20 protein-coding genes and 1 pseudogene are annotated in these 23,724 nt (G+C 72.0%); 9 read left to right on the top strand and 12 right to left on the bottom strand.

Annotated elements, in window-relative coordinates; all coding sequences use genetic code 11:
* Together BJF79_RS40480 and BJF79_RS40475 are read right to left on the bottom strand one after the other, a co-directional pair.
* Positions 1 to 1,790, bottom strand: a 1,790-nt coding sequence (locus tag BJF79_RS40480) for a hypothetical protein (RefSeq protein WP_075905352.1), incomplete at its 3' end; no start/stop codon positions are given.
* Between the two features lie 43 nt (positions 1,791 to 1,833).
* A complete protein-coding gene (locus tag BJF79_RS40475; protein ID WP_075905350.1) occupies positions 1,834 to 2,466 on the bottom strand; it encodes a hypothetical protein in 633 nt (210 codons plus the stop codon).
* A 403-nt stretch (positions 2,467 to 2,869) separates the two neighbouring features.
* On the opposite strand from BJF79_RS40475, the gene BJF79_RS40470 reads away from it, so the two are divergent.
* From BJF79_RS40470 to BJF79_RS40445, 6 genes are all read left to right on the top strand, one after another.
* A complete protein-coding gene (locus BJF79_RS40470) occupies positions 2,870 to 3,850 on the top strand; it encodes a sulfotransferase family protein (protein WP_262403296.1) in 981 nt (326 codons plus the stop codon).
* 102 nt (positions 3,851 to 3,952) lie between these two features.
* A complete protein-coding gene (locus tag BJF79_RS40465; protein WP_083734599.1) occupies positions 3,953 to 4,630 on the top strand; it encodes a TetR/AcrR family transcriptional regulator in 678 nt (225 codons plus the stop codon).
* Between the two features lie 324 nt (positions 4,631 to 4,954).
* Positions 4,955 to 5,623 carry a hypothetical protein gene (locus tag BJF79_RS40460; RefSeq protein ID WP_075905348.1) on the top strand — a complete coding sequence of 223 codons (669 nt, stop codon included), beginning with the start codon at positions 4,955 to 4,957 and terminating at the stop codon, positions 5,621 to 5,623.
* A 178-nt stretch (positions 5,624 to 5,801) separates the two neighbouring features.
* Entirely contained in the window at positions 5,802 to 6,302 is a 501-nt protein-coding gene (locus BJF79_RS40455; RefSeq protein ID WP_075905346.1) for a hypothetical protein, read from the top strand.
* A gap of 68 nt (positions 6,303 to 6,370) precedes the next feature.
* Positions 6,371 to 6,568, top strand: a complete 198-nt coding sequence (locus BJF79_RS54600) for a hypothetical protein (RefSeq protein WP_075905344.1) — start codon at positions 6,371 to 6,373, stop codon at positions 6,566 to 6,568.
* A gap of 39 nt (positions 6,569 to 6,607) precedes the next feature.
* Positions 6,608 to 7,414, top strand: coding sequence for a hypothetical protein (locus BJF79_RS40445; RefSeq protein ID WP_143220824.1), 807 nt, complete (start codon positions 6,608 to 6,610; stop codon positions 7,412 to 7,414).
* Between the two features lie 199 nt (positions 7,415 to 7,613).
* On the opposite strand, the gene BJF79_RS40440 is transcribed toward BJF79_RS40445, so the two are convergent.
* Together BJF79_RS40440 and BJF79_RS40435 are read right to left on the bottom strand one after the other, a co-directional pair.
* The gene (locus BJF79_RS40440) at positions 7,614 to 8,678 is read right to left on the bottom strand and encodes an acetate/propionate family kinase (RefSeq protein WP_075905360.1); all 1,065 of its coding nucleotides are present in this window, start codon (positions 8,676 to 8,678) and stop codon (positions 7,614 to 7,616) included.
* Complete coding sequence (locus tag BJF79_RS40435; RefSeq protein WP_075905358.1) at positions 8,678 to 11,017, bottom strand: phosphoketolase; 2,340 nt, start codon at positions 11,015 to 11,017, stop codon at positions 8,678 to 8,680. The genes BJF79_RS40440 and BJF79_RS40435 overlap by 1 nt, the downstream gene beginning before the upstream one ends.
* A 62-nt stretch (positions 11,018 to 11,079) precedes the next feature.
* Here BJF79_RS40435 and BJF79_RS40430 point away from each other — a divergent pair, with 62 nt between their 5' ends.
* A complete protein-coding gene (locus tag BJF79_RS40430) occupies positions 11,080 to 11,313 on the top strand; it encodes a hypothetical protein (protein WP_262403295.1) in 234 nt (77 codons plus the stop codon).
* Between the two features lie 738 nt (positions 11,314 to 12,051).
* Here BJF79_RS40430 and BJF79_RS40425 read toward each other — a convergent pair.
* The 4 genes from BJF79_RS40425 to BJF79_RS40415 form a co-directional block, all read right to left on the bottom strand.
* Positions 12,052 to 14,739, bottom strand: coding sequence for an AAA family ATPase (locus tag BJF79_RS40425; protein ID WP_075905340.1), 2,688 nt, complete (start codon positions 14,737 to 14,739; stop codon positions 12,052 to 12,054).
* A 120-nt stretch (positions 14,740 to 14,859) separates the two neighbouring features.
* Complete coding sequence (locus BJF79_RS40420; protein WP_075905338.1) at positions 14,860 to 15,750, bottom strand: serine hydrolase; 891 nt, start codon at positions 15,748 to 15,750, stop codon at positions 14,860 to 14,862.
* The gene (locus tag BJF79_RS63985) at positions 15,747 to 15,956 is read right to left on the bottom strand and encodes a hypothetical protein (RefSeq protein WP_262403294.1); all 210 of its coding nucleotides are present in this window, start codon (positions 15,954 to 15,956) and stop codon (positions 15,747 to 15,749) included. The genes BJF79_RS40420 and BJF79_RS63985 overlap by 4 nt, the downstream gene beginning before the upstream one ends.
* Positions 15,926 to 16,714, bottom strand: a complete 789-nt coding sequence (locus BJF79_RS40415) for a LysR family transcriptional regulator (RefSeq protein ID WP_262403293.1) — start codon at positions 16,712 to 16,714, stop codon at positions 15,926 to 15,928. The genes BJF79_RS63985 and BJF79_RS40415 overlap by 31 nt, the downstream gene beginning before the upstream one ends.
* Before the next feature lie 206 nt (positions 16,715 to 16,920).
* Between BJF79_RS40415 and BJF79_RS40410 the strand changes: the two genes are divergently transcribed.
* Positions 16,921 to 18,738 carry a penicillin-binding transpeptidase domain-containing protein gene (locus BJF79_RS40410; protein WP_075905336.1) on the top strand — a complete coding sequence of 606 codons (1,818 nt, stop codon included), beginning with the start codon at positions 16,921 to 16,923 and terminating at the stop codon, positions 18,736 to 18,738.
* Here BJF79_RS40410 and bla read toward each other — a convergent pair.
* Both bla and BJF79_RS40400 read right to left on the bottom strand, forming a co-directional pair.
* Positions 18,638 to 19,432, bottom strand: a complete 795-nt coding sequence (gene bla / locus BJF79_RS40405; RefSeq protein ID WP_075905334.1) for a class A beta-lactamase — start codon at positions 19,430 to 19,432, stop codon at positions 18,638 to 18,640. The genes BJF79_RS40410 and bla overlap by 101 nt on opposite strands.
* Positions 19,433 to 19,684: 252 nt before the next feature.
* Positions 19,685 to 20,737 (bottom strand): LacI family DNA-binding transcriptional regulator, encoded by a 1,053-nt coding sequence (locus BJF79_RS40400; RefSeq protein ID WP_262403292.1) that lies wholly within the window; start codon positions 20,735 to 20,737, stop codon positions 19,685 to 19,687.
* Between the two features lie 155 nt (positions 20,738 to 20,892).
* Between BJF79_RS40400 and BJF79_RS63980 the strand changes: the two are divergent.
* Positions 20,893 to 21,927: pseudogene (locus BJF79_RS63980) on the top strand (MFS transporter); the annotation flags it as partial.
* A 213-nt stretch (positions 21,928 to 22,140) separates the two neighbouring features.
* Here the strand turns inward: BJF79_RS63980 and BJF79_RS63975 are convergent.
* Together BJF79_RS63975 and BJF79_RS63970 are read right to left on the bottom strand one after the other, a co-directional pair.
* Positions 22,141 to 22,842: a hypothetical protein gene (locus BJF79_RS63975; protein WP_262403297.1), complete on the bottom strand. Its 702-nt coding sequence runs from the start codon at positions 22,840 to 22,842 to the stop codon at positions 22,141 to 22,143.
* A 71-nt stretch (positions 22,843 to 22,913) separates the two neighbouring features.
* Positions 22,914 to 23,669 (bottom strand): phospholipid carrier-dependent glycosyltransferase, encoded by a 756-nt coding sequence (locus tag BJF79_RS63970; RefSeq protein WP_262403291.1) that lies wholly within the window; start codon positions 23,667 to 23,669, stop codon positions 22,914 to 22,916.
* Positions 23,670 to 23,724 lie beyond the last annotated feature (55 nt).

Raw genomic sequence — 23,724 nt, 5'->3', positions numbered from 1 at the left:
GGCTGCGCGACCGACCGGGCGACCTCGGAGTTCTGCACGAAGCCGTCCACGCTCTTGCCGAGCGCGATCGACCCGACCACCCGGTCGAAGAACGTGCTCTCGCCGCCGACGATGCTGATGTCGGCGCGCTCCAGCCCGGTCGCCAGGACGGTCGCCTGCGCCTCGGCGACCTGCCGCTGGACGTCGAGGCCCGCGAGCCGGATCTCCTTCTCGCTCTCCAGCCGCAGCCGGTACTCCTCGTGCTTGCGGGTGACGTCGTCGAGCGCGGCCATCGCGCCCGCCTTCTCGGTGAGGCCCTCCGCCTCGGCCTTGAGGCTCTCGCGGATCCGCTCGGCCTCGACGGCCGCGCGCTCGCGGGCGACGATCATCTCGGCGCGTCCGGCCTTCTCGATGACGTCGGCGTCGGCGTCGCGGACCTGCACCTCGGCGAGGCCCGCCGCCGCGGCCTCCGCCCGCAGCCCCTCGGCCAGCCGGATCTTCGCCTGGGCGTCCAGCTCGGCGGTCTGCTGCCGCGTCTCGGCCAGCACCAGCTCCTCGCGGGCCCGGTGCTGCGCGGCGGCCTCCGCGGCCTCGGCCGCCTTGATGTCCTTGACCAGGCTCTCCTGCGCCTCGGCCTCCGCCTGGATGACGATCGCCTGGCGCGTCCGCTCGGCCTCCTCGACCGCGCGCAGCCGCTTGATCTCCTCCTCCTGCTCGGCGACGGTCCGCTCGACCGCGATCCGCTCCCGGATCACGTTCGCGATGTCGCGCTTCTCGCCCTCGACCTCCTTGTCGGCGGCGATGCGGGTCAGCTCGGTCTCGCGTTCGCGGGCGATGACCTCCAGCAGGCGGTCCTTCTCGATCCGCTCGCTCTCGATGGCGAGGACCCGCTCCCGGTTCTTCGCGGCGACCGCGACCTCCCGGTTGCGGTTCTCGGTCTGGACGCCGAGCTGCTCGTCGGTCCGGATGTGCGCGGTCTGCGCCCGCAGCCGCTCCTCGGCCTTGACCCGCTCGGTCTCCGCCAGCTCACGGGCCCGGACGGTCTCGATCTCGCGTTCCTGCCGCAGTTCGGCGTCCGCCTTGCGGCGCTCCAGCTCCAGGATCGCCTCGCGCGCCTCCACGTTCTGGCGCGTGATCTCCTTCTCCTCGTTGCGGGCGTGCTCGTTGGTGCGGACGTGCTCCAGCGCCGTCAGCTCGGTGATCTTGCGGATGCCCTGCGCGTCGAGGATGTTCGACTTGTCGAGCGACAGCAGCGGCGTCTGCTCCAGGTAGTCGATCGCGGCGTCTTCGAGGCTGTAGCCGTTCAGGTCGGTACCGATGACCTGGATGATGTGGTCGCGGAACTCGTTGCGGCGGGTGTAGAGGTCGGCGAAGTCGAGGTGCTTGCCGACGGTCTTCAGCGCCTCGGAGAACTTCGCGGAGAACAGTTCCTGGAGCGTTTCCTGGCTGGACGCCCGTTCCGTCCCGATCGCCTGCGCGACCTTGATGACGTCCTCGACGGTCTTGTTGACGCGGACGAAGAACGTGATCCGGATGTCGGCGCGGATGTTGTCCCGGCAGATGAGGCCGTCCCGGCCGGTCCGCTCGATGTCGATCGTCTTTACCGAAATGTCCATGAACTCGGCCCGGTGCAGGGCCGGCAGGACGACCGCGCCGGTGAACGTGACGTCCACCTTGCGCATCTTGGAAATGATCAGTGCACGGCCCTGGTCGACCTTCTGGAAAAGTGCTTTGACCAGGAGGATCAGGCCGATTGCGATGAGCAGGACGAGCGCGATGAACACGCCCGCCCCGATGGTGATGGCATCCATCAGTGATCCCTCTCGGGTGGGGGGAATATGGGTGCGGGGGCTTTCAGGGGGCCGGAGGACCGAACGCGGAATCGTGCGGCATGATCCAGAAGAACTGTCCGGCCGCGTCGTAATCGAAGATCAGTGCGGTGGTTCCCGCGGTGATCGCGGTGCCTTCGGCGGCGCCCGCCACGGGGACGTCCGCGGCGGGCAGCCGCACCTGGACGAGCGCCGTGGAGCCGTCGGGCGCGGTCACCTCCGCCTGCCCGAAGTCGGGGCCCACGCGTCCCGTCCGGACGACGCACGGCAGGCCGACGAACTCGCGCAGGGACGTCCCGGGGGCCTCCCGGAACACCCGGCGCAGCGGCAGGACGAGCACGCGCGCGGCGGCCCAGCCGACCGCGAGGGACGCGGGCAGCAGCACCGCCCGTACCGCCGTGGCCTCGGACAACGCCGAACCGGCCAGGCTCGTGAACCAGGTGAGGGCGATCAGGAGGGACAGCACGACCGTGACCGGGACGCCGCCGAGGCCGGCCGCGCCGAGCCACCCGCCGCCGGCGTCGGTGTCGTCGCCGTCGAGGAAGTCGAGGCCCAGGCCGCCGGCCAGGACCAGCGCCCAGTAACCGGCGACGACGAGCAGCGCGAAGCTGAACAGCGCCGTCGGGAAACCGAACGCGGCGTCAAAGAATTCGCTCATGAGAAAGCACGCTTCCGCCTGGAGACATCGGTGAACCGCCGGGGCGTCGAAGGGACGCCCGGTCGTGTGGACTCGAATGCGGGGTGAGCGGGCTCAGCTATCCGGGAACGCGGTCGCCAGCGCGGCGATTCGCAGGCCGGTGCGACCGGCCCGCGGCGGGGTGGCGTACACGAAAAAGTGCCGGGTCATAATTCTCCTGGTCACAAGACTGCCCTTGTCTCGCCGACCAGACTTCCCGGCACACCAATAGTTAGGTTAGCGCACTACTTACCAAAAGGCAAGATTTGAATAATTTTCGTCACGGTGAGTGACTTGATCATCGCGCGCCGCCTACCGGAACTTTCAGGCAACTTTGAGGTTCGTTGGATCTCGCGGTCAGGTCCCCGGCGTAAGTTGGCCCGGCATGACGACTCCGTCCCATCGGCCGATCTTCGTCGTCGGCTGCCCGCGATCGGGTACGACGCTGCTGCAGCAGATGCTCCACTGCCACCCGCGGATCGCGCTGCCGTCGGAGACGAGATTCGTCCACACGTCCTATGACGCCCGGCACGACTTCGGCGACCTGGAGCGGCCGGAGAACCTGCGGGCGCTCGGCGAGTGGATCGCCAAGGACAAGACCACGAAGTTCAAGGCGCTGAAGCTCGACCCGGACGCGACGATCGAGGAGATCGCCGCCGCGCCGCCCACCCTCGGGTCCGCGATCGCGACCGTCTTCCGCGGCTACGCCCGGGAGAACGGCAAGCCGCGCTGGGGCGACAAGCGGCCGAGCTACATCCGCCGGATCGGGGCGCTGCGGCGGATGTTCCCCGACGCGCAGTTCGTCCACCTGATCCGCGACGGCCGCGACGCCGTCAGCTCGCTCAACCGGATGCCGTGGTACGACGGCGACCTGTTCTCGGCCGCGCTGACCTGGCGGGACGCCGTCGACATCGGCCGCCGCCTCGGCACCCGGCTCGGCCCGGAGACCTTCTACGAGTTCCGCTACGAGGACCTGGTCGAGGCCCCCGAGCGGGAACTGACCCGGTTGTGCGCGTTCCTCGGCGAGGAGTACGACCCGGCGATGGCGGCGCCGCAGCACCACGCGCGCGCGACCGTCCCGCAGGAGCGCCGATGGCACCTGCGCACCCACGAGGCGCCGAACGCCGGGTCGTCGGCGCCTGGGCGCAGCGCCTGGAGGAATGGGAGGCCGACCTGGTCGAGCACGTGCTGGCGTCGCGGCTCCAGCGGCACGGGTACGGGCTGTCCGGACGGGCGCGCCCGCCCTCCGCCCATGTCACGCGGTTCCACCGGACGGCCGCGCACCGTGCGCGCGCGCGCCGCACCACGGCCGCGAAGGAAGCGGTGCTCCGCGCCCGCGAACCGAACCCCGTTGTGTCGAAGCTGAGCGGGCCCGCCGTGGAGTCCGTGCAGTCTTGACAACTCTCCGCCCGGGGGGTGCGCCGTAGAATCGGCCGTCAGGAGCGTTGACGAACGCGATGGGCGGAGCATGGGACACGGCGATCGGGGGGACCCGGGGCGGGAGGCCGCGGGCGAGACGGCCGGGGGCACGGCGAAGCTGCCGTCCGGCCGGCACCGGCTGTCCCGCGACTACGTCGCCAGTAACCAGCGCGCCCGCATCCTGCGCGCGGTGACCGAGGTGGCGGGCGGCCGCGGCTACTCGCAGCTGACGATCGACGCCATCGTCGGCGCGTCCGCGATCTCCAAGAAGACGTTCTACGAGCATTTCCGGAACAAGGAGGAGGCGTTCTTCGCGGCGTGCGAATCGGTCGCGTCGCGGATGACGGCGGCGTTCGACGACGCCGCGGCGCGGCGCGCCGAACCGGACGCCCGGCTGCGCGCGGGCCTCGGCGCGCTCCTGGAGTTCCTCGCGGCCGAACCGCTGGGCGCCCGGATGGCGGTGGTGGAGGTGCTGGCGGCCGGGCCGGAGGCCGTCGCCCGCCGGGACCGGGTCAAGCGCCACTTCTGCGCGACCGTGGTCGAGCACCTGCTCGCGATGTACCCCGACTTCCCCGAGCCCGAGCTGGCCGCCGAGGTCATCGTCGGCGGCGTCCACGAGGTGCTCTACAGCCGCATCAGCCGCGGGGAGGCGCACGCGCTGCCCGCGCTGCGCCGCGGATTGGTCAGGATGTACGCGATTCCGGCGCCGCGTCCCGCGGACCACTGACGGCCGGACGCGCCCGGCCGCCGATCGGTTCGTGGCCGTATCAGGACACGTTCCGGTCCTGTCCGCAAGCCCCCCGAGGCTCGCGTCCCAGGAGGTGACCGGCGTCACAGCGTCCGGGGATTTCTTGCCATCGGTCACTGGCTCATCGCGGAGAGGTGACGGCGGAGAGGCCCTAAAAGGACGCCGCCGCCCGTTCTTAGCGCGAATCCGAAAACGGCCCAACGGTCGTACGGGTACGGCGCAGTTCTTGAGAAACCGGGCAGTTTATGTTTCGGTTCGTGCACCGCAGGGATTCGTTCCCACCCCCACCGAAAGGACCGGACCATGCGGAAGCTCAGCAAGGCCGCCATGCCCCTCCTCGGCGCCGCCGCGCTCGTCCTCGGCAGCGCCACCGCCGCCCTGGCCAACCACGCCACGACGATCTCGGACCCCAACGGCCCGTACACCGGTGAGGTCGTCGCGACCAACACCGCCCCCGTGACCCTGACGGGCTTCAGCCCGCTCGGCCAGGTCATCACCATCTGCCAGGACGCGGAACTCACCGCCTACATCCAATCCGACGGCCACAACGGTGAGCTGCGGAACGTCGTCCTCGACAACTGCACCAGCAACTTCGGCGGCACGGTGGACATCGACGCCCTCAACCTGCCGTACACGCAGACCGACAGCGGCGGCGAGGCCGGCATCGTGAACTACGCCCCCAACGCCCACGGCAACGGCGAGACCGGGCACATCCAGATCAATTCCCCGATCTCGGCCGTCGACATCCAGGCGGTCTTCAGCACCCCGGCCATGACGTGCCACTACGGCCTCCCGAGCGGATCGAACCTCGTCATCGACCTGTTCAACGGGACGCCCTCGACGGGCAAGCTGGACGGCCAGACGCTGCCCAAGACCGGCGGCGACCCCAACTGCCCCGTCGCGGCCGCCGCGACCGGCGACTTCACGATCAAGACGAGCCCGGGCGGGCTCGACCTGACCCTCTCCTCCTGATCCGGTTCGGCCGGGCACGGGTCGCCCGACCCGTGCCCGCGCGCACGGTTGACCCGTGCCAGGCACACGGTGCGGCCGGCCCGCTCCGGCTCCTCGCCGGACCGGGCCGGCCCGCCCGGTGCAGGCGGGTCCGCTCCTCGCCGCGACTCTGTAGTCCTCCACCCCCAAGGAGATCGCCGTGAAATCATCCCTCCGGCTGCGCCGCCTGGCGGCCGCCGCCGTCGTCGCCATCGGCACCGCCGTGACCGGGACCGCGCTGGCCGCCCCCGCCACGGCCGAGGAACTCCCCGAGTTCGACTTCTCCGAATGCCCGGCCCTCCCCGACGGCGCCAACCCGCTCTTCTGGGGATGCACCATCGCGGAGGTCACCGGCGGCACGTTCGTGCTCGGCAACATGGAACAGCCGATCGAGAGCCCGATCCGCATGGTCTACGCGAACGGTTTCGACGCCGAGACGCTCGAACAGACCGTCATCCTCGGATCCTTCGAGGCCGACTGGACGATGGCGCAGGAAGGGCTCTGGGGCGACCGATTCCTCACCGCGGTCTACGCCAAGCCCGAAGCCGTCGGCATGGACCTCGACGCCGGGATCATCAAACTCGACCTCAAGCTCCGGGTCTACAACCCGTCCTGGGGAACGACTGCACGATCGGGAACGACGGAAACCCGATCTCCCTGAACCTGACCTTCGGGACCACCGACCCGCCGCCGCCGAACGAGCCGATCAGCGGCTCGCCGTTCGAGGTCGTGCAGACCACCCCGTTCGTGGTGAACAAGGTGACCATGGTCGACAACGCCTTCGCCGTCCCCGGCGCGGACAACTGCGGTATCGGCGACAGCGGCAACTGGCTGGTGAACCTGGTCGCCGGGACGCCCGCGGACGCGGGGCACAACACGGCGATCTTCACGCAGTACGCGGCCACGAAGTCCTACAGCCAACTGTGACCGGTGCCTGACGACCCCCGCCCGACCAATGGAGAGTAGATGAGAGTAACGACAGCACGCCGGGCCGCGGCCGCGGCACTGGGAGGCGTGCTCGGCATGGCCGGGCTCGTGGCCCCGGCCGCGCCCGCCGTGGCCGACGAGGAGGCGATCCCGGAGTTCAGCTTCGAGGATTGCCCGGCTCTCCCGGAAGGTGCCGACCCGCTCTTCTGGGGGTGCACGGTCGCCGAGATCACGGGCGGACGGCTGAAGCTGGGCGGCATCGACCAGGAGATCGAGCAGCCGATCACCATGGTCTACGCGAACGGCTTCGACGTGCACACGTTCGAGCAGACGGTGATCTGGCAGTCGCTGGAGAGCGAGCCGCTTCGGGTGGAGGGCGGCATCCTCGGCATTCCCGGCTCGGACTTCCTGCCGATCATGCAGATCCACGCGCAGCCGCAGATCGCGGGCGAACTCGAACTCAACCCCGACCAGGGCGCCAGCCGCGTTCGGATGCGCCCCCACATGAAGATCAGCGTGCAGAACCCCCTGCTGGGCGACTCGTGCACCATCGGGACGGACGAGAACCCGATCACCATTGATCTGGGGGACGCCCCCACCGACCCGCCGCCGCCGAACGAGCCGATCAGCGGCACCCCGTTCGAGGTCGTGCAGACCACCCCGTTCGTGGTGAACAAGACGACCATGGTCGACAACGCGTTCGCGGTGCCGAAGTCGTCGAACTGCGGCCCGTTCGGCTGGTTCAACGGCATCGTCGACTGGCAGGCCGGTCTCCCGTCCGCGGCGGGGAACAACACCGCCGTCTTCGAGATCTACGCCGCCACCAAGTCGTACTCGCAGATGTAAGACGCGGTGAACGGCCGGTGCCGGGTTCATCCCGGCATCGGCCGTTTACTTTCGATTCCGTGAACTGTCTTGCATGCACCAACAACACCCGCCGTTTCGACGTCCCCCCACGCGAGCACATCGCATCCGAGACCTCACCCCCGTCCACCGGGACGAACTCGCCATGCGGTTGCGGCAGGAGCTGATCCGGCCCCGCCGGTCAACCTAGGACGCGCCTGACCTCGGCGGCGATCTCCAGGTCCTCCCGCGCGGTGACGACCAGGGTGCGGACGGACGCGCCCTCGGCGGACACGTCCGCGTCCCCGTGCGCCTCGTCGTTGGCGTCCGGGTCGACGGCGACGCCGAGGAACGCGAGGTCGGCCGCCAGGCGGAAGCGGACGGACGGGTCGTGCTCGCCGACGCCGCCGGTGAACACCAGGACGTCGAGGCCGCCGAGGGCGGCGGCCATCGCGGCGGCGCAGGCGCGCAGCCGGTGGTGGTAGACGTCGAGCGCGGCGAGCGCGGGGACGTCGTGGTCCTCGGCCAGCCGGCGAAGTTCGCGCATGTCGCCCGTCCCGGCGAGGCCGCGCAGCCCCGAGTCGCGTTCGAGGCCGTCGTTGACCTCGTCCAGCGTGAGGCCGTGCTTCAGCAGCCACAGCGGGATTCCGGGGTCGATGCTGCCCGCCCGGGACGCCATGACGAGCCCTTCGAGCGGCGTGAAACCCATCGTGGTGTCCACCGAGCGGCCTGCGGCGACGGCGGCGAGCGACGCCCCGGAGCCGAGGTGGCAGACGACCATGCGCGGTACCGCCGGGTCGGTGTCGAGGAGCTCGCCTACGCGGCGGACCGCGTAGGCGAACGAGAGGCCGTGGAAACCGAAGCGGCGCAGGCCGAACCGGTCGCGCCAGACGCGGGGGAGCGCGTACGTGGCGGCCTCGTCCGGGAGACCGGCGTGGAACGCGGTGTCGAAGCACGCCACAACGGGCACGCCCGGCAGCGTCCCGGTGATCTCCGCGAGCGCGTGCAGGGACGCGGGCTGGTGCAGCGGCGCGAGGTCGGCGAGCCCGCGCAGCCGTTCGGTGACGGCGGCGTCGACCGGGACGGGCGCGGCGAATTCCGCGCCGCCGTGCACGAACCGGACCCCGGCGGCGTCCGGGCGCGGCAGTTCGGAGATCAGCTCGGGCAGCTCGTCGCGGGAGCCGGACACCTCGGTGACGAGCGCGTCGTCGTCCAGCACGCTCAGCTTCAGGCTGCTCGATCCGGGGTTGACGGTCAGCACGCGCATCAGTACGACCACGTCCATTCGCGGATCTCGGGGGCGTCCTCGCCGTGCTCGCGGGTGTGGGCGCGCAGCGCGAGGCGGCGGTCCGACATCCGCTGCCGGACGTGCGCGACGCGCCCGCCGAGCGACGGGACGCGGTCGATGACGTCCATCACCAGGTGGAACCGGTCGAGGTCGTTCAGCATCACCATGTCGAACGGCGTCGTGGTGGTGCCCTCCTCCTTGTAGCCCCGGACGTGCAGGTTCGGGTGCCCGTGGCGGCGGTAGGCGAGCCGGTGGATCAGGTACGGGTAGCCGTGGAACGCGAAGATGATCGGCTTGTCGGTGGTGAACAGCGCGTCGAACTCGGCGTCCGGGAGCCCGTGCGGGTGCTCGCTCGGCGGCAGCAGCCGCATCAGGTCGACGACGTTCACCACGCGGACGCGCAGCTCGGGGAACGTCTGCCGCAGCTCGTCCACGGCCGCGAGCGTTTCGAGCGTCGGGACGTCCCCGGCGCACGCCATGACGACGTCGGGGTCGGCGCCGCCGTCGCTGGACGCCCACTCCCAGATGCCGATGCCGCGCGCGGCGTGCGCGACGGCCTCGTCCATCGTCAGCCAGTTCAGCGCGGGCTGCTTCCCGGCGACCACCACGTTGACGTAGTCCCGCGACCGGAGACAGTGGTCGGCGACCGACAGCAGCGTGTTCGCGTCCGGAGGCAGGTACACGCGGACGATCTCCGGTTTCTTGTTCATGACGACGTCGAGGAAACCGGGGTCCTGGTGGGTGAAGCCGTTGTGGTCCTGCCGCCATACATGGGACGACAGCAGGTAGTTCAGCGACGCGATCGGACGGCGCCACGGCAGGTGCCGGGTCACCTTCAGCCATTTCGCGTGCTGGTTGAACATCGCGTCGACGATGTGGACGAACGCCTCGTAGGAGTTGAACAGGCCGTGCCGTCCGGTCAGCAGGTACCCCTCCAGCCAGCCCTGGCAGAGGTGCTCCGACAGCACCTCCATGACGCGGCCGTGCGCGGCCTGGTGCTCGTCCGTCGGGAGCCGCTCGGCGGCGAACACCCGGTCGGTCGCCTCGAACACCTCGCCGAGCCGGTTGGACTCCGTCTCGTCCGCGCCCACGATGCGGAAGTTCGACGGGTTCGCCCGGATGACGTCCCGCAGGAAACCGCCCAGCGTCCGGGTGGCCTCGCTCGTCGTCGTGCCCGGTTTCCCGATCTGCACCGCGTAGTCGCGGAAGTCGGGCAGCACGAGCGGCTTGAGCAGCAGCCCCCCGTTGGCGTGCGGGTTCGCGCTCATCCGCCGCCCGCCCACCGGCGCCAGCGCCCGCAGCTCCGCGACCGGGCGGCCGTCGCCGTCGAACAGCTCCTCGGGACGGTACGAGCGCAGCCACCGTTCGAGCTGCTCCAGGTGCGCGGGGTCGTCGGCCGGCAGCGGCACCTGATGCGAACGCCACGTGTTCTCGACCGGCTTCCCGTCGACCTCCTTCGGGCCCGTCCAGCCCTTGGGCGACCGCAGGACGATCAGCGGCCAGCGCCTCCGCTCCGACGCACCGTGTTCGCGGGCCGCGCGCCGGATGCCCTCGATCTCGTCGAGCGCCTGGTCGAGCGCCGCCGCCATCTTGCGGTGCATGGACGCGGGATCGTCCCCCGCGACCAGCAGCGGATGGTAGCCGTAGCCGTCGAGGAGCTGGACGAGCTCCTCCTCGGGGATCCGCGCGAGCACCGCCGGATTCGCGATCTTGTAGCCGTTGAGGTGCAGGATCGGCAGCACCGCCCCGTCCCGCACCGGGTCGACGAACTTGTTCGAGTGCCAGCTCGCGGCCAGCGGCCCCGTCTCGGCCTCGCCGTCCCCGACGATGCACGCGACGACCAGGTCGGGGTTGTCGAACGCGGCCCCGTACGCGTGCGCGAGCGAGTACCCCAGCTCCCCGCCCTCGTGGATGGAACCGGGCGTCTCCGGCGCCACGTGGCTGGGCACGCCGCCGGGGAAGGAGAACTGCCGGAACAATCTCCGCATCCCGCGCTCGTCGAACGACACGTCCGGGTACACCTCGCTGTAGGTGCCCTCCAGCCACGCGTTCGCGACCGCCGCCGGACCCCCGTGCCCCGGACCCATCACGTAGATCATGTCGAGGTCGCGCGCGCGGATCACCCGGTTGAGGTGCGCGTAGCAGAAGTTCAGCCCCGGCGTCGTGCCCCAGTGCCCGAGCAGCCGCGGCTTGATATGACTCCGCCGCAGCGGCTCGCGGAGCAGCGGGTTGTCCAGCAGGTAGATCTGCCCGACCGACAGGTAGTTCGCGGCCCGCCAGTACGCGTCGAGCCGCCGAAGTTCGTCGTCATGTGCCATATCGCCCAGCACGTGCCCCATGCGAGCCGCTTCAACCACCGCCCGCCGCCTACGATCGCCCCGTGGGAACCGACGTGCAGTTCGTGCAGGACCTCGTAGCCGAGTTCCCGTTCTTCGAGGAGACGTACGACGCCCACTGCTACCCCGACGAGGACGTGCTGCCGCACGTCGTCTTCTGGGACATCACCCAAGCCGTGGTCCGCGCCTACCTCGCCCACCGGACCCGCACCCCCTGGACTGGCGAGCCGTCCTCGGTTTCCTGGAAGACCGGCTACAAGACGAAACGCCCGAAGTGACCGTGGTCATCTGCACCTCGTTCCTCTGGAACCTCCCCTTCCCGGCCGACCCGGGCTACGGCATAACCGACCACCTGGGCCCGACCCTCGCCCGCAAATTCAAAGAAGTCCGCCCAAACGGGTGACCGACCTCAGCCCGCCCCCAAACCAGCACTACCCGCCCCGTCCGATCGCAGCTGCCTCAGCCCTCTCCTCAGCCGGAGCGGACGAGAACAACTGCGATCGCGAGTGAACACGGCCCACGGCGGCGGTGCGCGCTTTTCGTCGCCGCCGTGAGCCCTCCCCCGGCTCGATCGCGGGCTTCCGACCGGCCTCGGAGGCGGCGGTCGATCGCGCGGCCGCCGCCCCGCCCCCCAGCGGACCGGTGGAACCCATGCACTCGGGCCCCGATACTCCCCAGGTCGGCGAGCATCGTGCGTTGAACTCTGCCTTCTATCGGCCCGTGAGTTCACACGTTTCCGCGCGCATTCGTCGGACGGCGGAGTCGGTGCGTCCGGCGGGTGACTCTATGCGATGAACGGTATACGATGGGCGACGTGCGGGCCGTGGGGTCCACCCCAGCCATCTCCTCAGCCAGAGCGGACCGGGACCACTGCGATTGCGTGCGAAGCCGGATTCGAGCGAAGCGAGAATCCGATCGCGCAGCGAGCCCCCCGGGCGAGTCGGAGCGATGCAGCAATCGCCGCAAGGCCCGTTGAAGGAAGGCCGCCTCGCGGCCTGACGCCGAGGGTCTTGCAATCAAAGGTAGAGGCCGTAGAACTCTTCCGGGTGTTCGAGGAGGGGCGGCAGGTCGTCGGACGTGAGCGTGACCAGTTCGTCCCGCGACGGGGGGTTCGGCGGGGTGTCGTCGCCGGCCTGGTCGCGGCCGGTGAGGGACGCGGTGGCGACGCGGTCGGCCTGGTTGGCGACGGCGACGTCGAGGAGGTTGCGCATGAGGCGTCCGTTGCCGAAGGACGGTCCGCGCGGTGCGCGCCGCAGCATCGTGCGGAGCACGTCCTGCGTGCCGTCGGCGAGGCGGAAGCCGTCGGCGTCGGCGAGTTGCCCGAACACGTCGATGAGTTCGTCGTCGTCGTAGTCGGGGAAGTGGATCTGCTTGGGGAAGCGGGAGTCCAGGCCGGGGTTGGCGGAGAGGAACTCGGCCATCTCCTGCTGGTATCCGGCCACGACGACGACGAGGTCGTCGCGGTGGTCCTCCATCAGTTTGACCAGTTCGGCGATGGCCTCGTGCCCGTAGTCGCCCTTCAGCGGCGACTGGGTGAGGGTGTAGGCCTCGTCGATGAACAGGACGCCGCCGATCGCACGTTCCACGAGGCGGCGGGTGCGCGGCGCCGTCTGCCCGATGTACTCGCCGACCAGGTGCGCGCGGGACGCCTCCACGAGGTGGCCGGAGGACAGGACGCCGAGCCGCTTGTAGATGCGGCCGAGCAGGCGCGCGACCATCGTCTTGCCGGTGCCCGGGTTGCCGGTGAACACCATGTGCCGGGTCGGCGGCGTCACCCGCAGGCCGGACTCGCTGCGCAGCCGCGCGGCTTCGGTGCCCGCGACGAGGAGCGCGATCTCGTGCTTGACGGTGTCGAGGCCGGTGAGGTCGCGGAGTTCGGCGAGCGGGTCGCCGGTGGTGCGGGACGCGTCGAGGTTCGCGGGGACGTCGCCCTTGCGGACGACGAGGTCGTCGTCGGCGCGGGCGCGGAGGGTCGCGACGATCTCGGCCGCGAGGTAGGGGGCGAGGCGGGCGTTGCGCAGCGACTGCATCGGCGGGGTCACGGCGAGCAGTTCGCCCGCGGCTTCGGCGGCCTGGCGGGTGGCGCGGGCGCCCAGCGGGACGAGCGCGCGGCGGAACAGTTCGGCGTGGCCCGCGGCGGTGAACGGGTGCGTGTGCGCGATGCGGAAGCCCAGCGGGAGCGCCGGGTCGATCTCGCGGATGCGGTCGTCGCCGCCCGCGTCGCACAGCGCCACGAGGTTGAGTTCGGGGTGGACGGCGAGGAGCCGGTGGAGTTCGGCGGAGAGCGCCTCGCCGTTGCCGGGTTCGGTGAGGATCTCGTCGAGGCCCTCGATGATCAGCAGCCGGTCGGACGCGCATTCGCGGGCGTCCGCGTGCAGCCGGGCGACGGCGTCGGACAGGCGCTGCCCGGCGAACAGGTTGTCGGTGAGCCACAGGGGGTCGCGGCCCAGGGCGAGCGCGCGGCCGAGTTCCTGCGCGGCGTCCCGCTTGCCGGTGCCGTCCGGGCCGGCCAGCAGCAGCCGGACGGCGGACGTGCCGCGCGACAGTTCGGCCAGCGCCTCGGTCACTTCGGGCTGTTCGACGAGCGTCGAGGCGAGGTCTTCGCGGCGGGGGCGGCGGACGCCGTCGGGTTCGGCGGGTTCCTTCAGCGTCTCGGTGAGCGGGTTGACGATCCGGCGGCGGGGCGCGAACAGGCGCCGCAGGTCCGTCTGGAACTGCCCGACGGGGATCCACTCCGGCTTGGGGAACCACGGGTCGCCGGGCAGGCCCTGGACGATCGCGATGAACCGCATCGACATGTCGAGCCACGCGCGGCACGCGTCGGCGGCGCCCGCGACGAGCGCCTGCGCGAGCCACGCGCGGGTCCGTTCCTGCCAGGCCCCGGGCTTGAAGCCGCGCCGTTCGCCGGGGAACCGGCCGAGCAGCTCGTGGTAGCGGTCCTCGCCGAGGGCGGCCGCGAGTTCCGCCGGGACGTGCTCCATGCTGCCCTGCAGCAGCAGGTGGACGAGGTGGACTTCGGGCGACTCGTCCCGCGGGGCCGCGGCGAGGAGGGACCGGTGCGCGGCGAGCAGCCCGCCGCACACCCAGTCGAGGTAGCCGACGGGGCCCTGCAGTTCGGGCACCGCGCGCAGGATCGACTCGTCGGCGTGCCAGTGCCAGAGCTCGCGCAGTTCCATCTTCGGCAGGTTGACGTCGTGGACCGGCGGGTCGTCGTAGAGGCGGAGGAGGGCCTGGCGGCGCTCTTCGAGGGGCTCGATGCCCTCCAGGGCGGCCAGGCAGTCGCGGGCGAGTTCCATCGCGAGCTTGCGGTCGGGCGCCTCGATCAGCCAGTCGACGGGCGGGCGCCACCGGCCGCCCGGCGCGTCCCAGCGGGCCATCCGGTTGCTGAGCGGGCCCGGGTTGACCAGGTGCCGGTGCAGCAGCCGCTCGGGGAGCTGCGACCGGGACCCCGCCTTGATCGCGCCGCCGCCCGGCAGGAACGCCAGGATCCCGAAGATCTCTGCGGTGACCAGCGACGCGGGGAGCGTCAGCAGCTTGTGCTCGTCGGTGGTGAGCTCGGCGGCGCGCGGATCGGCGGCGAGCGCGTCGATCCGTCCGGCGATCTCCTCGAACAGCCCGTCCGGAACCCGCCACGGCCCGTGCGCGTAGACGTCGAGAACCGGCTCGTCGGTGAGCAGTAGCTCGAGATGGTCCGGCAGCCGCAACACAGTCTCCCCAAGAGTGATCAAAGCAGAGGTACAGCCTATGTTCAGTCGGCCAGTGCTGGATTAGCGGACGAACCGCTGAACGGTATAGGGACGGCCACGTTCGGACACGCGGTTTCCCTAACCGCGCAAATGCTCGACCGCGATCCGGGCGGCCGTGCCGATCACGGCGTCGCCCTGCGGGTGGACGGCCAGCGGGACGGGCGTCCGGGTGAACACCGCGACCGCGTACCGGCCGCCGTCGGGGTACTCCACGACCCCCACCTCGTTCCGGACGGTCGGCAGCGTCCCGGTCTTGCCGCTGACGACGACGTCCTCGAACGGGAATCCGGACGACAGCCGGTGCGGCCACACCTGCAGTCCGAACATCCGGCGCATCGCCGCGCATTCCCCGGGTCCCGCCGCCTCGTCCCGCCAGACGAGCGACAGCAGCCGGGTCATCTCGCGGGGCGTGCTGCGGCTGGTGCGCAGCGGGTCCAGCGGACGGACGCGCGCGGGCGCCCCGGGTTCGTCCAGCCGCGCGTACACCTCGCCGAGGTCGGCGGCGCCGGTGTCCTGGTAGAGGTGGTCGAGCATCTCCCGGCCGCTGCCCGCCACGAACGTCGCGGGGAGGCCGAGGTCGGCGGCGGCCGCGTTGACGGCGGCCAGCCCGACCCGGTCGAGCAGGAAGTCCGCCGCCGCGTTGTCGCTCACGGTGATCATGAGGGTGGCGAGGTCGCGCAGCGACATCCGCACGTCGTCCAGCAGCGCGGACACGCCGGTGGGCCCGGACGTGCGGTCCGCGGCCGGGAGGGTCGCGCGTTCGGTCGGGTCGAGGGTCCCGGCGGCGACCCGCCGGTGGAACGCCACCAGCAGCGGCACCTTGAACACCGACGCCAGCACGACGGGTTCGTCCGCGCGGACGCCCACGTCGCGTCCCGCGTCGATGTCCACGGCGTGGCAGCAGCCGGTCACCCCGGCGTTCCGGAACGCCGCCTCGATGCGCGCGGGCGCGTCGCGCGCGCCGCTCACGCCAGGAATCCCGAGGACGGGCGCAGCACGCGGCGGGCCGGGGCGGGCGCGGCGTCCAGCGGCGCCATCCCGGCCTCCCGGCGCAGCACCGCGGTGGCGACGGCGGTGAAGTCGGCGATGGCGCGGGCGTGTTCGGGGTCGGCAGCGCGCCGCCACGCGCACGACGTCCGCCAGGTCAGCGGCTCGCCGTGCAGCGGCCGCCACACCGCCCCGCCGCCCGGGTCGGCGTGCGCGGGACGAACGCGACGGCCGTCCCGGCGAGGACGAGCCCGAGCGCGAACTGCGGGTGCCGGGCCTCGTGCACGGCGGGCGGCGCGTACCCGTGCCGGCGGCAGCCGGCGAGGAGGTCGTCGCGGGCGCCGGGCGCCTCGTCGCGGGGGGACGTCACGAGGTCGTGCCCGGCGAGGTCGGACAGGTGCACCTCGGCGGCGGCGGCGAGGTCGGCGCCGCCGGGCAGCAGCACCCCGACCGGCTGGCCGAGCAGCGGGCCGAGGTCCAGGCCGCGGGTGTCGCACGGGTGCCGGACGACGCCCGCGTCGAGCGTCCCGTCGGCGAGCGCGGCGATCTGCTCGGCGGTGGAGATCTCCCGCAGGTCCAGGCGCAGGTCGGGGCGGCGCGCCCGGAACGCGGCGATCAGCGCGGCGACCGGCGGGCCGCCGAGGTCGCTGGGCAGCCCGGCCCGGACGGTGCCGACCTCGCCGAGCCGCGCCCGTTCGGCCAGGTCGTAGACGCGTTCCACGCGCGAGAGGATGTCACGGGCGTCGTCCAGCAGGAGCCGCCCGGCGGCCGTGAGTTCCACCTTCCGGCTCGTCCGGTCGAACAGCCGCACCCCGAGTTCCTTTTCCAGACGCTGGATCCGCTGGCTGAGCGGCGGCTGGGCCATGCCGAGCCGCTCCGCCGCGTGGCCGAAGTGGAGTTCCTCGGCGACGATGACGAAGCAGTGCAAATGCCCCACGACGTTCACGACCGGGAACGATATCAGTTCGGATATGTCTGTGACATCGATATCAATCTTGGACTTTCCGCTGGTCGGCTGCTGTTCTTGGGGCTTCCACGCGCGGCGACGACATACATTCGTCGCCAAGGAAGGAGAGTGACGATGCGCCGAACCCGAGTGATGATCGCCGCCGCGGTCGCGGCCGTGGTCGTGCTCGCGGGGGCGGGTGCGGTGTGGTTCCTCCGGGACGGCGACGATCCCGAGGCGGCCGCGCAGGAGTTCCTCGCCGCCTGGTCCGGTGGCGACCACGCGGCGATGGCCGCGCTCACACCTACCGACCCCCCGCCGATCTCGCCCAGCGCCTCAAGCAGACGCACGACGACCTGGGCGTCACGAAGCAGAGCTACACCGTCGCGTCCGTCGGCGAGCCGGACGACGGGAGCGCCGGGGGTTCGTACACCGCCGAGCTGACGCTGTCCGGCGGCCGCGCCTGGTCCTACACCGGGACGCTCCCCCTCGTCGAGCAGGACGGCGAGTGGCTCGTCCGCTGGTCGCCGCAGCTCCTGCACCCCGAGCTGAAGGACGGGCAGCGGCTGCGCGCCGCCCGCGCGTTCCCGCAGCGCGCCGACGTCCTGGCCGCCGACGGCAGCAGCCTCAGCACGTCGAAGTCCGGGTCCGCGCGGCAGCTCGCCGGGACGGTCGGCGCCGCGTCCGCCGAGGGCGCGAAGGAGATGGGCGCCCCGTACAAGGCGGGCGACCCGGTCGGGACGAGCGGCCTGCAGAAGCAGTACGAGAAGCGGCTCGCCGGGAAGCCCGCGCTCGCCGTCCAGATCGTCGAGGGCGGCGAACAGGGCACCGGGCAGGGCGGCGCGCAGGACGGCCCCGAGGCGAAGGTCGTCAAGACGCTGAAGCGGTTCGGCGGCGAGGACGGGGAGCCGCTGAAGACGACGATCGACCCGGCGATGCAGGCGTCGGCGAGCGCGGCGCTGTCGGAGGGGTCCAAGCCCGCGTCGATGGTCGCGCTGCGCCCGTCCACCGGGGAGATCCTCGCCGTCGCGAACCGGCCCGGCGGCTACAACCGTGCGCTGATGGGCACCTACCCGCCCGGCTCGACGTTCAAGGTCGTCACGGCCGCCGCGCTCGTCGCGGACGGCGTCTCGGCCGACTCGCGCGTCGGCTGCCCCGCCACCACCAACGTCGGCGGCCGCGAGTTCCACAACTACCAGTACGAGGACTTCGGGACGGTCCCGTTCCGCGACGCGTTCGCGCACTCGTGCAACACGACGTTCGCGCGGCTCGCCGTCGACAAGCTGGGGGAGGAGCGGCTCGCCGAGGTCGCCGAGCAGTTCGGGTTCAACGCACCGATCATCGCCGGGCTCCCGGCCGTCCGCGCGTCCTTCCCGAAGAACGCGGACGAGACCGCGTTCGCGTCCGCGTCCTTCGGCCAGGGCAAGGTGCTGACCAGCCCCCTCAACATGGCGGGCGTCGCCGCCGCGGCCGCGGACGGCACGTGGCGGTCCCCGCGCCTGGTCGACGCGGACCTCGCGTCGCAGGCCCTCGACGCCGGGGGCAAGAAGCCCGAGCAGCCGCACAAGCTGGAGCCCGCGGTGAAGAAGGCGCTGCACACGCTGATGCCCGCGGTCGTCAGCGAGGGCACGGCGTCCGGGGTGGACTTCCCGGCCGGGACGGCGGGCAAGACCGGCACCGCCGAGTACGGGTCCGGCAAGAACCCGCCCGCGCACGCCTGGTTCATCGGCTACCACAAGGACGTCGCGTTCGCGGTGGTGGTCGAGGGCGGCGGCGAGGGCGCCCAGGCCGCCGCCCCCATTGCGGCGAAGTTCCTGAAGGGCCTATCCACCCCGGCCGGCTGGCCGGGTTTGTTGATCTGCGGCGTGTTGCCCTTATCGGCGGCCGATAAGGGCAACACGCCGCAAGTCAACGGCGGGACGGCTACTCGCCGAGGCCGCGCGCGAGGATCGCCGCGGTCTCGGCGATCGCCGCGTCGTCGGCCTCGGCGTCCTTCTTCTTCGCGGTCGTCAGGACCACCATGATCAGCGGCGCGTCGCCCGGCTCCGGCCAGGCGACCGCGATGTCGTTGGCGTTGCCGTAGACGCCCGCGGTGCCGGTCTTGTCGCCGATCGTCCAGGAGTCGGGCAGGCCCGCGCGGATCCGTGCGTCGCCCGTCGTGTTCGCCTTCATCCACGCGATGAGCCGCTCGCGATCGGCCGGGGCCAGCGCGTCCCCGGCGGTCAGCGCCCGCAGGTTCCCCGCCCAGGCGGCCGGGACGGTCGTGTCGCGCCGCTCGCCGGGCTTCCACTCGTTGAGCGCGGTCTCCCAGCGGTCGGCGCGGCTGGCGTCGTCGCCGAGGGAGCGGAAGAACCGGGTGAGGCCGGCGGGTCCGCCGAGCTGCTTCATCACCAGGTTCCCGGCGGTGTTGTCGCTCTGGGTGATGGCCGCGTGGCACAGGGCGGAGACGGTCATCCCGGTGCCGACGTGCTTCTCCGTCTCGGGGGAGTAGTCGACGAGGTCGTCCTCGGTGTAGTGGATGACGCGTTCCATCAGCCCCGGGTCGGACGTGCGGGCCTTCTGCAGCACCGCCCCGCAGGCCATCGCCTTGAACGTGGACGCGTACGGGAACCGCTGCCCGGCCCGGTGGGACACGAACCGGCCCGTCCCCGTGTCGATCGCGTACGCCCCGATGCGCAGGTTGCGCTTCGCCTCCAGCTTGCTCAGCCGCCGTCCCACCTCGGCCTGGGACGCGCGGCGCCCGCGGCGTCGCGATCGTGGAGACGGCGCTCTGCGGCGTCGCGGCCCGCAGCCGCGGGCTCTCTGCCGCGCCGCAGCCGGTGCCCGCGACGAGAACGGCGAGCGACAGGGCCGCGGTCCCGGTCGCCTTCCGGAATCGGAATGTCGAAAATCGCATGCGCAGAGAAGATCAAAGGTGCGGGCGCCATGTCCAATATTGATATTGGACGAAAAGCGATACGTATCCCGATATCACGCCTGGTGGGGCGGTGCGGTGGAGCCGCGGACGACCAGCCGGCCCGGCAGCACGCGCGGTCGCGGGCGCGTCCCGCCGAGCAGCTCCAGCAGCGCCGTCATGCCCTGCGCGCCCAGCTCCTCGGCGGGCAGCCGGACGGTCGTCAGCTCCGGCTCCAGCGCCGTCGCGAGCAGCACGTCGTCGAACCCCGTCACCGACAGGTCGTCCGGGATCGCCAGCCCCCGCGCCCGTGCCGCCTTGTAGGCGCCCGCCGCGATGAGGTCGTCGTCGCACACCAGCACGGTCGGCCGCTCGGGGCGGCCCAGCAGCCGCCACGCCGCCTCCTTCGCCGACGCGACGTCGATCTCGCACGCCTCCCGGAGCAGCGCGCCCCCCGGCACGTCCCGTACGACCTCTTCGAGGGCCTGCGCGCGCGCGTGGAACGTCCACTGGTCGAGGCCCGCCGCCACGTGCCCGAACCGGCGGTGGCCGATCGACACCAGATGCCGCGCGATCGCCCGCATGCCGTCCGCGACCCCGAAGTCGACCGTCGGGACGTCCTCGTGCGGGCCGCTGTCGAGCGTCACCGCCGGGGTGCCCGCGAACTCCCCGAGCGCCCCGCCGCGCAGCGACCCGACCCCCAGCGACGAGGCCAGGATCCCGTCGATCGTCTCGTGCGGCGCCGCGAACGGGCCCTCGCCGGACGGCCCGGCGGGACGCGCGGCGGAACGCCCGTCCGTCCGTCCGGTCGTCCGTCCGGTCGTCCGTCCGGTCGGCTCCGCGTCGTCCGGCCACGTCGCCACCACGACCCCGAAGCCGTGGCTCGTCGCGACCCGCGCCGCGCCCGTGTAGACCGGGCCGAAGAACGGCGCGGTCAGCGTCGGCACCATCAGCAGGACGGTGCGGGTGGTGCCCAGGCGCAGGTTCCGCGCGGCCGGATTCGGACGGTAGCCCAGGCGTTCGGCGGCCGCGTGGACGCTGCGCGCGGTGGCGGGGGAGACGCGGCCCGTCCACTTGCCGCCCATCACCAGCGACACCGTGGACTGCGAAACGCCGGCCTCCTGAGCCACGTCCTTACTGGTGGGACGGCTGGTCGCCGGCACTGGGCCTCCCTCGTCGCCGGGAGCGGAAACGCAGAACAGTATTGCCTGTCCGCCCCGCTTCCGGTGGCAAGCAGAACCGAACCCGACGGACACTAGAGACGGCATCGCCGCTAGTGGTACGTATGACGGCACGGGTACTACGTATGACGATCGACGGGGTTACGGGGGCGCGAATGCGCGGCTATGTCCTGTTCCTGCGGCGGCGCCACGCGGCGCGGCTGCTCGGGGGAACGCTGCTGGGGCGGCTGCCGAACGGCATGGGGATGCTGGCGGTGGTCCTGCACGTACGGGCGGACGGCGGGAGCTACCCGCTCGCGGGAACGCTGTCGGCCCTGCTCGGGCTCGCGACGGCCGCGGGCCAGCCCGTCCTCGGCCGCGCCATGGACCGGTACGGGCAGGGGCGGGTGCTGCTCCCGGCCGCCTGCCTGTCCGCCGTGGGGTTCGTGCTCCTCGCCCTCGTCGGCGCCGACCCGCTGCCGCTGTCGGTGGCGACGGTCGTCCTCGCGGGGTTCGCCACCCCGCCGCTGGAGGCCGGGCTGCGCGCGCTCTGGCCCGACGTCCTGGACGGCCCGGAACAGGTCGACGCCGCCTACGCGCTCGACGCGGCGGCACAGGAGATCCTCTTCACCGTGGGGCCGCTGCTCGTCGTCGCGGCGGCCGCGATCGACACCGAGGCCGCGCTCGTCCTGACGGGCGCGCTCGGCATCGCCGGGACGCTCGTCGTCGCCCTCTCCGCCCCCTCCCGCCGCTGGCGCGGGCAGCCCCGCGTCGCCGACTGGGCCGGGCCGCTGCGCTCGTCCGGCCTGCGCGTCCTGCTGACCTCCCTCGCCTGCGCCGGGATCGCCCTCGGCGTCTACGCGGTCGCGGTCGTCGCCTACGCCGAACGCGCCGGCAGCGACGTCGCGTCCGGGCTGCTGCTCGCCTGCATGGCGGGCGGCGCCCTCCTCGGCGGGATCGTCTACGGCGCCCGGCGCTGGGCGGGCGACCCGCGGCGCAGGCTGCCGTGGCTGCTCGCGGCCCTCGCGGTCGGGTACGCGCCGCTCGTCCTCGCGCCCGGCCTCGCCGCCATGTCGGTGCTCGCGTTCCTCAGCGGGCTGTTCCTGGCCCCCGTGCTGGCCTGCAGCTTCTCGCTCGTCGACCGGCTCGCGCCGACCGGCACCGTCACCGAGGCGTTCGCGTGGGTCGTCGCCGCCGTCGGCGCGGGCGGCGCGCTCGGCTCGGCCGTCTCCGGCTTCGGCCAGGACCTCGCCGGAGTCCCCGGCGCGTTCGCCGCGCCGGGATCGGCGGCGTGCTCGCCCTGGCGATCTGCCTGCTCGGCGCCCGGACGCTACGGCCCGCCGAGACCCCGGCGGCCACCGGACCCGTCGAGGTCAGACCCAGCTGCTGAACCAGATGCGGGCGTGCCAGTCGTCGTACGGGAGCGTCTCGGCGGACAGGATCGGGTAGAAGTACGCGAAGTTCGCCAGCACCACGAGGACGAACGCGCCCGCGGCCGCGGCCCCCACCAGCCGTCGCGTCCCCGCCACCGCCGGACGCCCGTCCGGGAACGTCGCGTGCAGGCCGCCCTTGAACAGATCGACCCCGCGGGAATCGGGCAGGCCCGGATCGGGGAAACCCGGCGGACGGGCGGGGCCGATCAGGTAGCCGAGCACCAGGACGATCGCCAGCACCATGAACGGGACCAGCGGCGTCGCGTAGAACAGGAACATCGTCCGGTCGGAGAACGCCGACGGGAACCAGGAGATCCATCCGGCGAGGAACCCCGCCACGATCGCGCCCGCCCGCCAGTCCCGGATCATCAGCCAGACGAACACCAGCGCGACCAGCGCGGCCAGCGCGCCCCACCACAGCGCGGGCGTCCCGATCCCGAGGATCTCCCGGGAGCAGCGCTCGCCGACCCCGCACGCGTTCTGCGGCTCGTTGTAGAAGAACGCCACCGGGCGCTTCAGGATCGGCCAGCCCCACGGCCACGACTGGTACGGGTGCTCGGCGTCCAGCCCGGTATGGAAATTGAAGATCTCGTGGTGGTAGTGCCACAGGTCCGGGATCGCCTCGAACGGCCGCAGCAGCACGTGCGAGGACACCTCGCCGCGTCCCCAGCCGCCCGGCCGGAAGATCCACCCCCACCACGTCGCCACGTACGTCACGAGCGCGACCAGGACGAGCTGAGCGAACGCGGGCACCGACTCCAGCAGCAGCGTCCCCGCCAGCGGCCGCCGCACCCCCGCCTTGCGGCGGCGCCGTAGTCCCACAGCACGACCATGATCCCGAACACGGCGATGTAGAACAGGCCCGTCCACTTCACCGCGACCGCCAGGCCCAGGCAGATGCCCGCACCGAACCGCCACCCGTGCAGCAGGAACGGCCCGAACGGCGACGGATGCCCGCGCTCCAGCTGCGCGGCGAGCCGCCGCCGCGACCGGTCCCGGTCGTTCACCAGGCACGCGAACCCCGCGAGGATCCAGAACATCACGAAGACGTCCAGCAGCGCGGCGCGGCTCGTGACGAAGTGCAGGCCGTCCACCGCCAGCAGCAGCCCGGCGGCGCAGCCCAGCAGCGTCGAACCCGTCATCCGGCGCGCCACCCGGCACAGGATCAGCACCGACAGCGTGCCGAGCAGCGCGGGCATGAACCGCCAGCCGACCGGCGTCGCCCCGAACATCCACTCGCCGACCGCGATCATCCACTTGCCGAACGGCGGATGCGCGACGAACGCGGCCCCGTTCGCCCAGATGTCGGCGTTCGGATCCGCGATCAGCAGCTTGTCGGCGTTCTCGACGGTGTTGTGCTCCCAGCCGAACTCCAGCAGGGCCAGCGCGTCCTTGGCGTAGTACGTCTCGTCGAAGACGATCTGGTCGGGCTGACCCAGCCGGTAGAACCGCAGGACCCCCGCGAACACGGTGATCAGCAGCGGCCCGATCCAGCTCAGCGGCGCGCTGCCCGGGATCGCCGGG

Origin of the sequence: Actinomadura sp. CNU-125 (assembly GCF_001942465.1) — a bacterium.
Classification (GTDB): domain Bacteria; phylum Actinomycetota; class Actinomycetes; order Streptosporangiales; family Streptosporangiaceae; genus Spirillospora.
The sequence above is the reverse complement of the archived record's forward strand: the minus strand, read 5'-3'. Positions and strand labels throughout refer to the sequence as shown.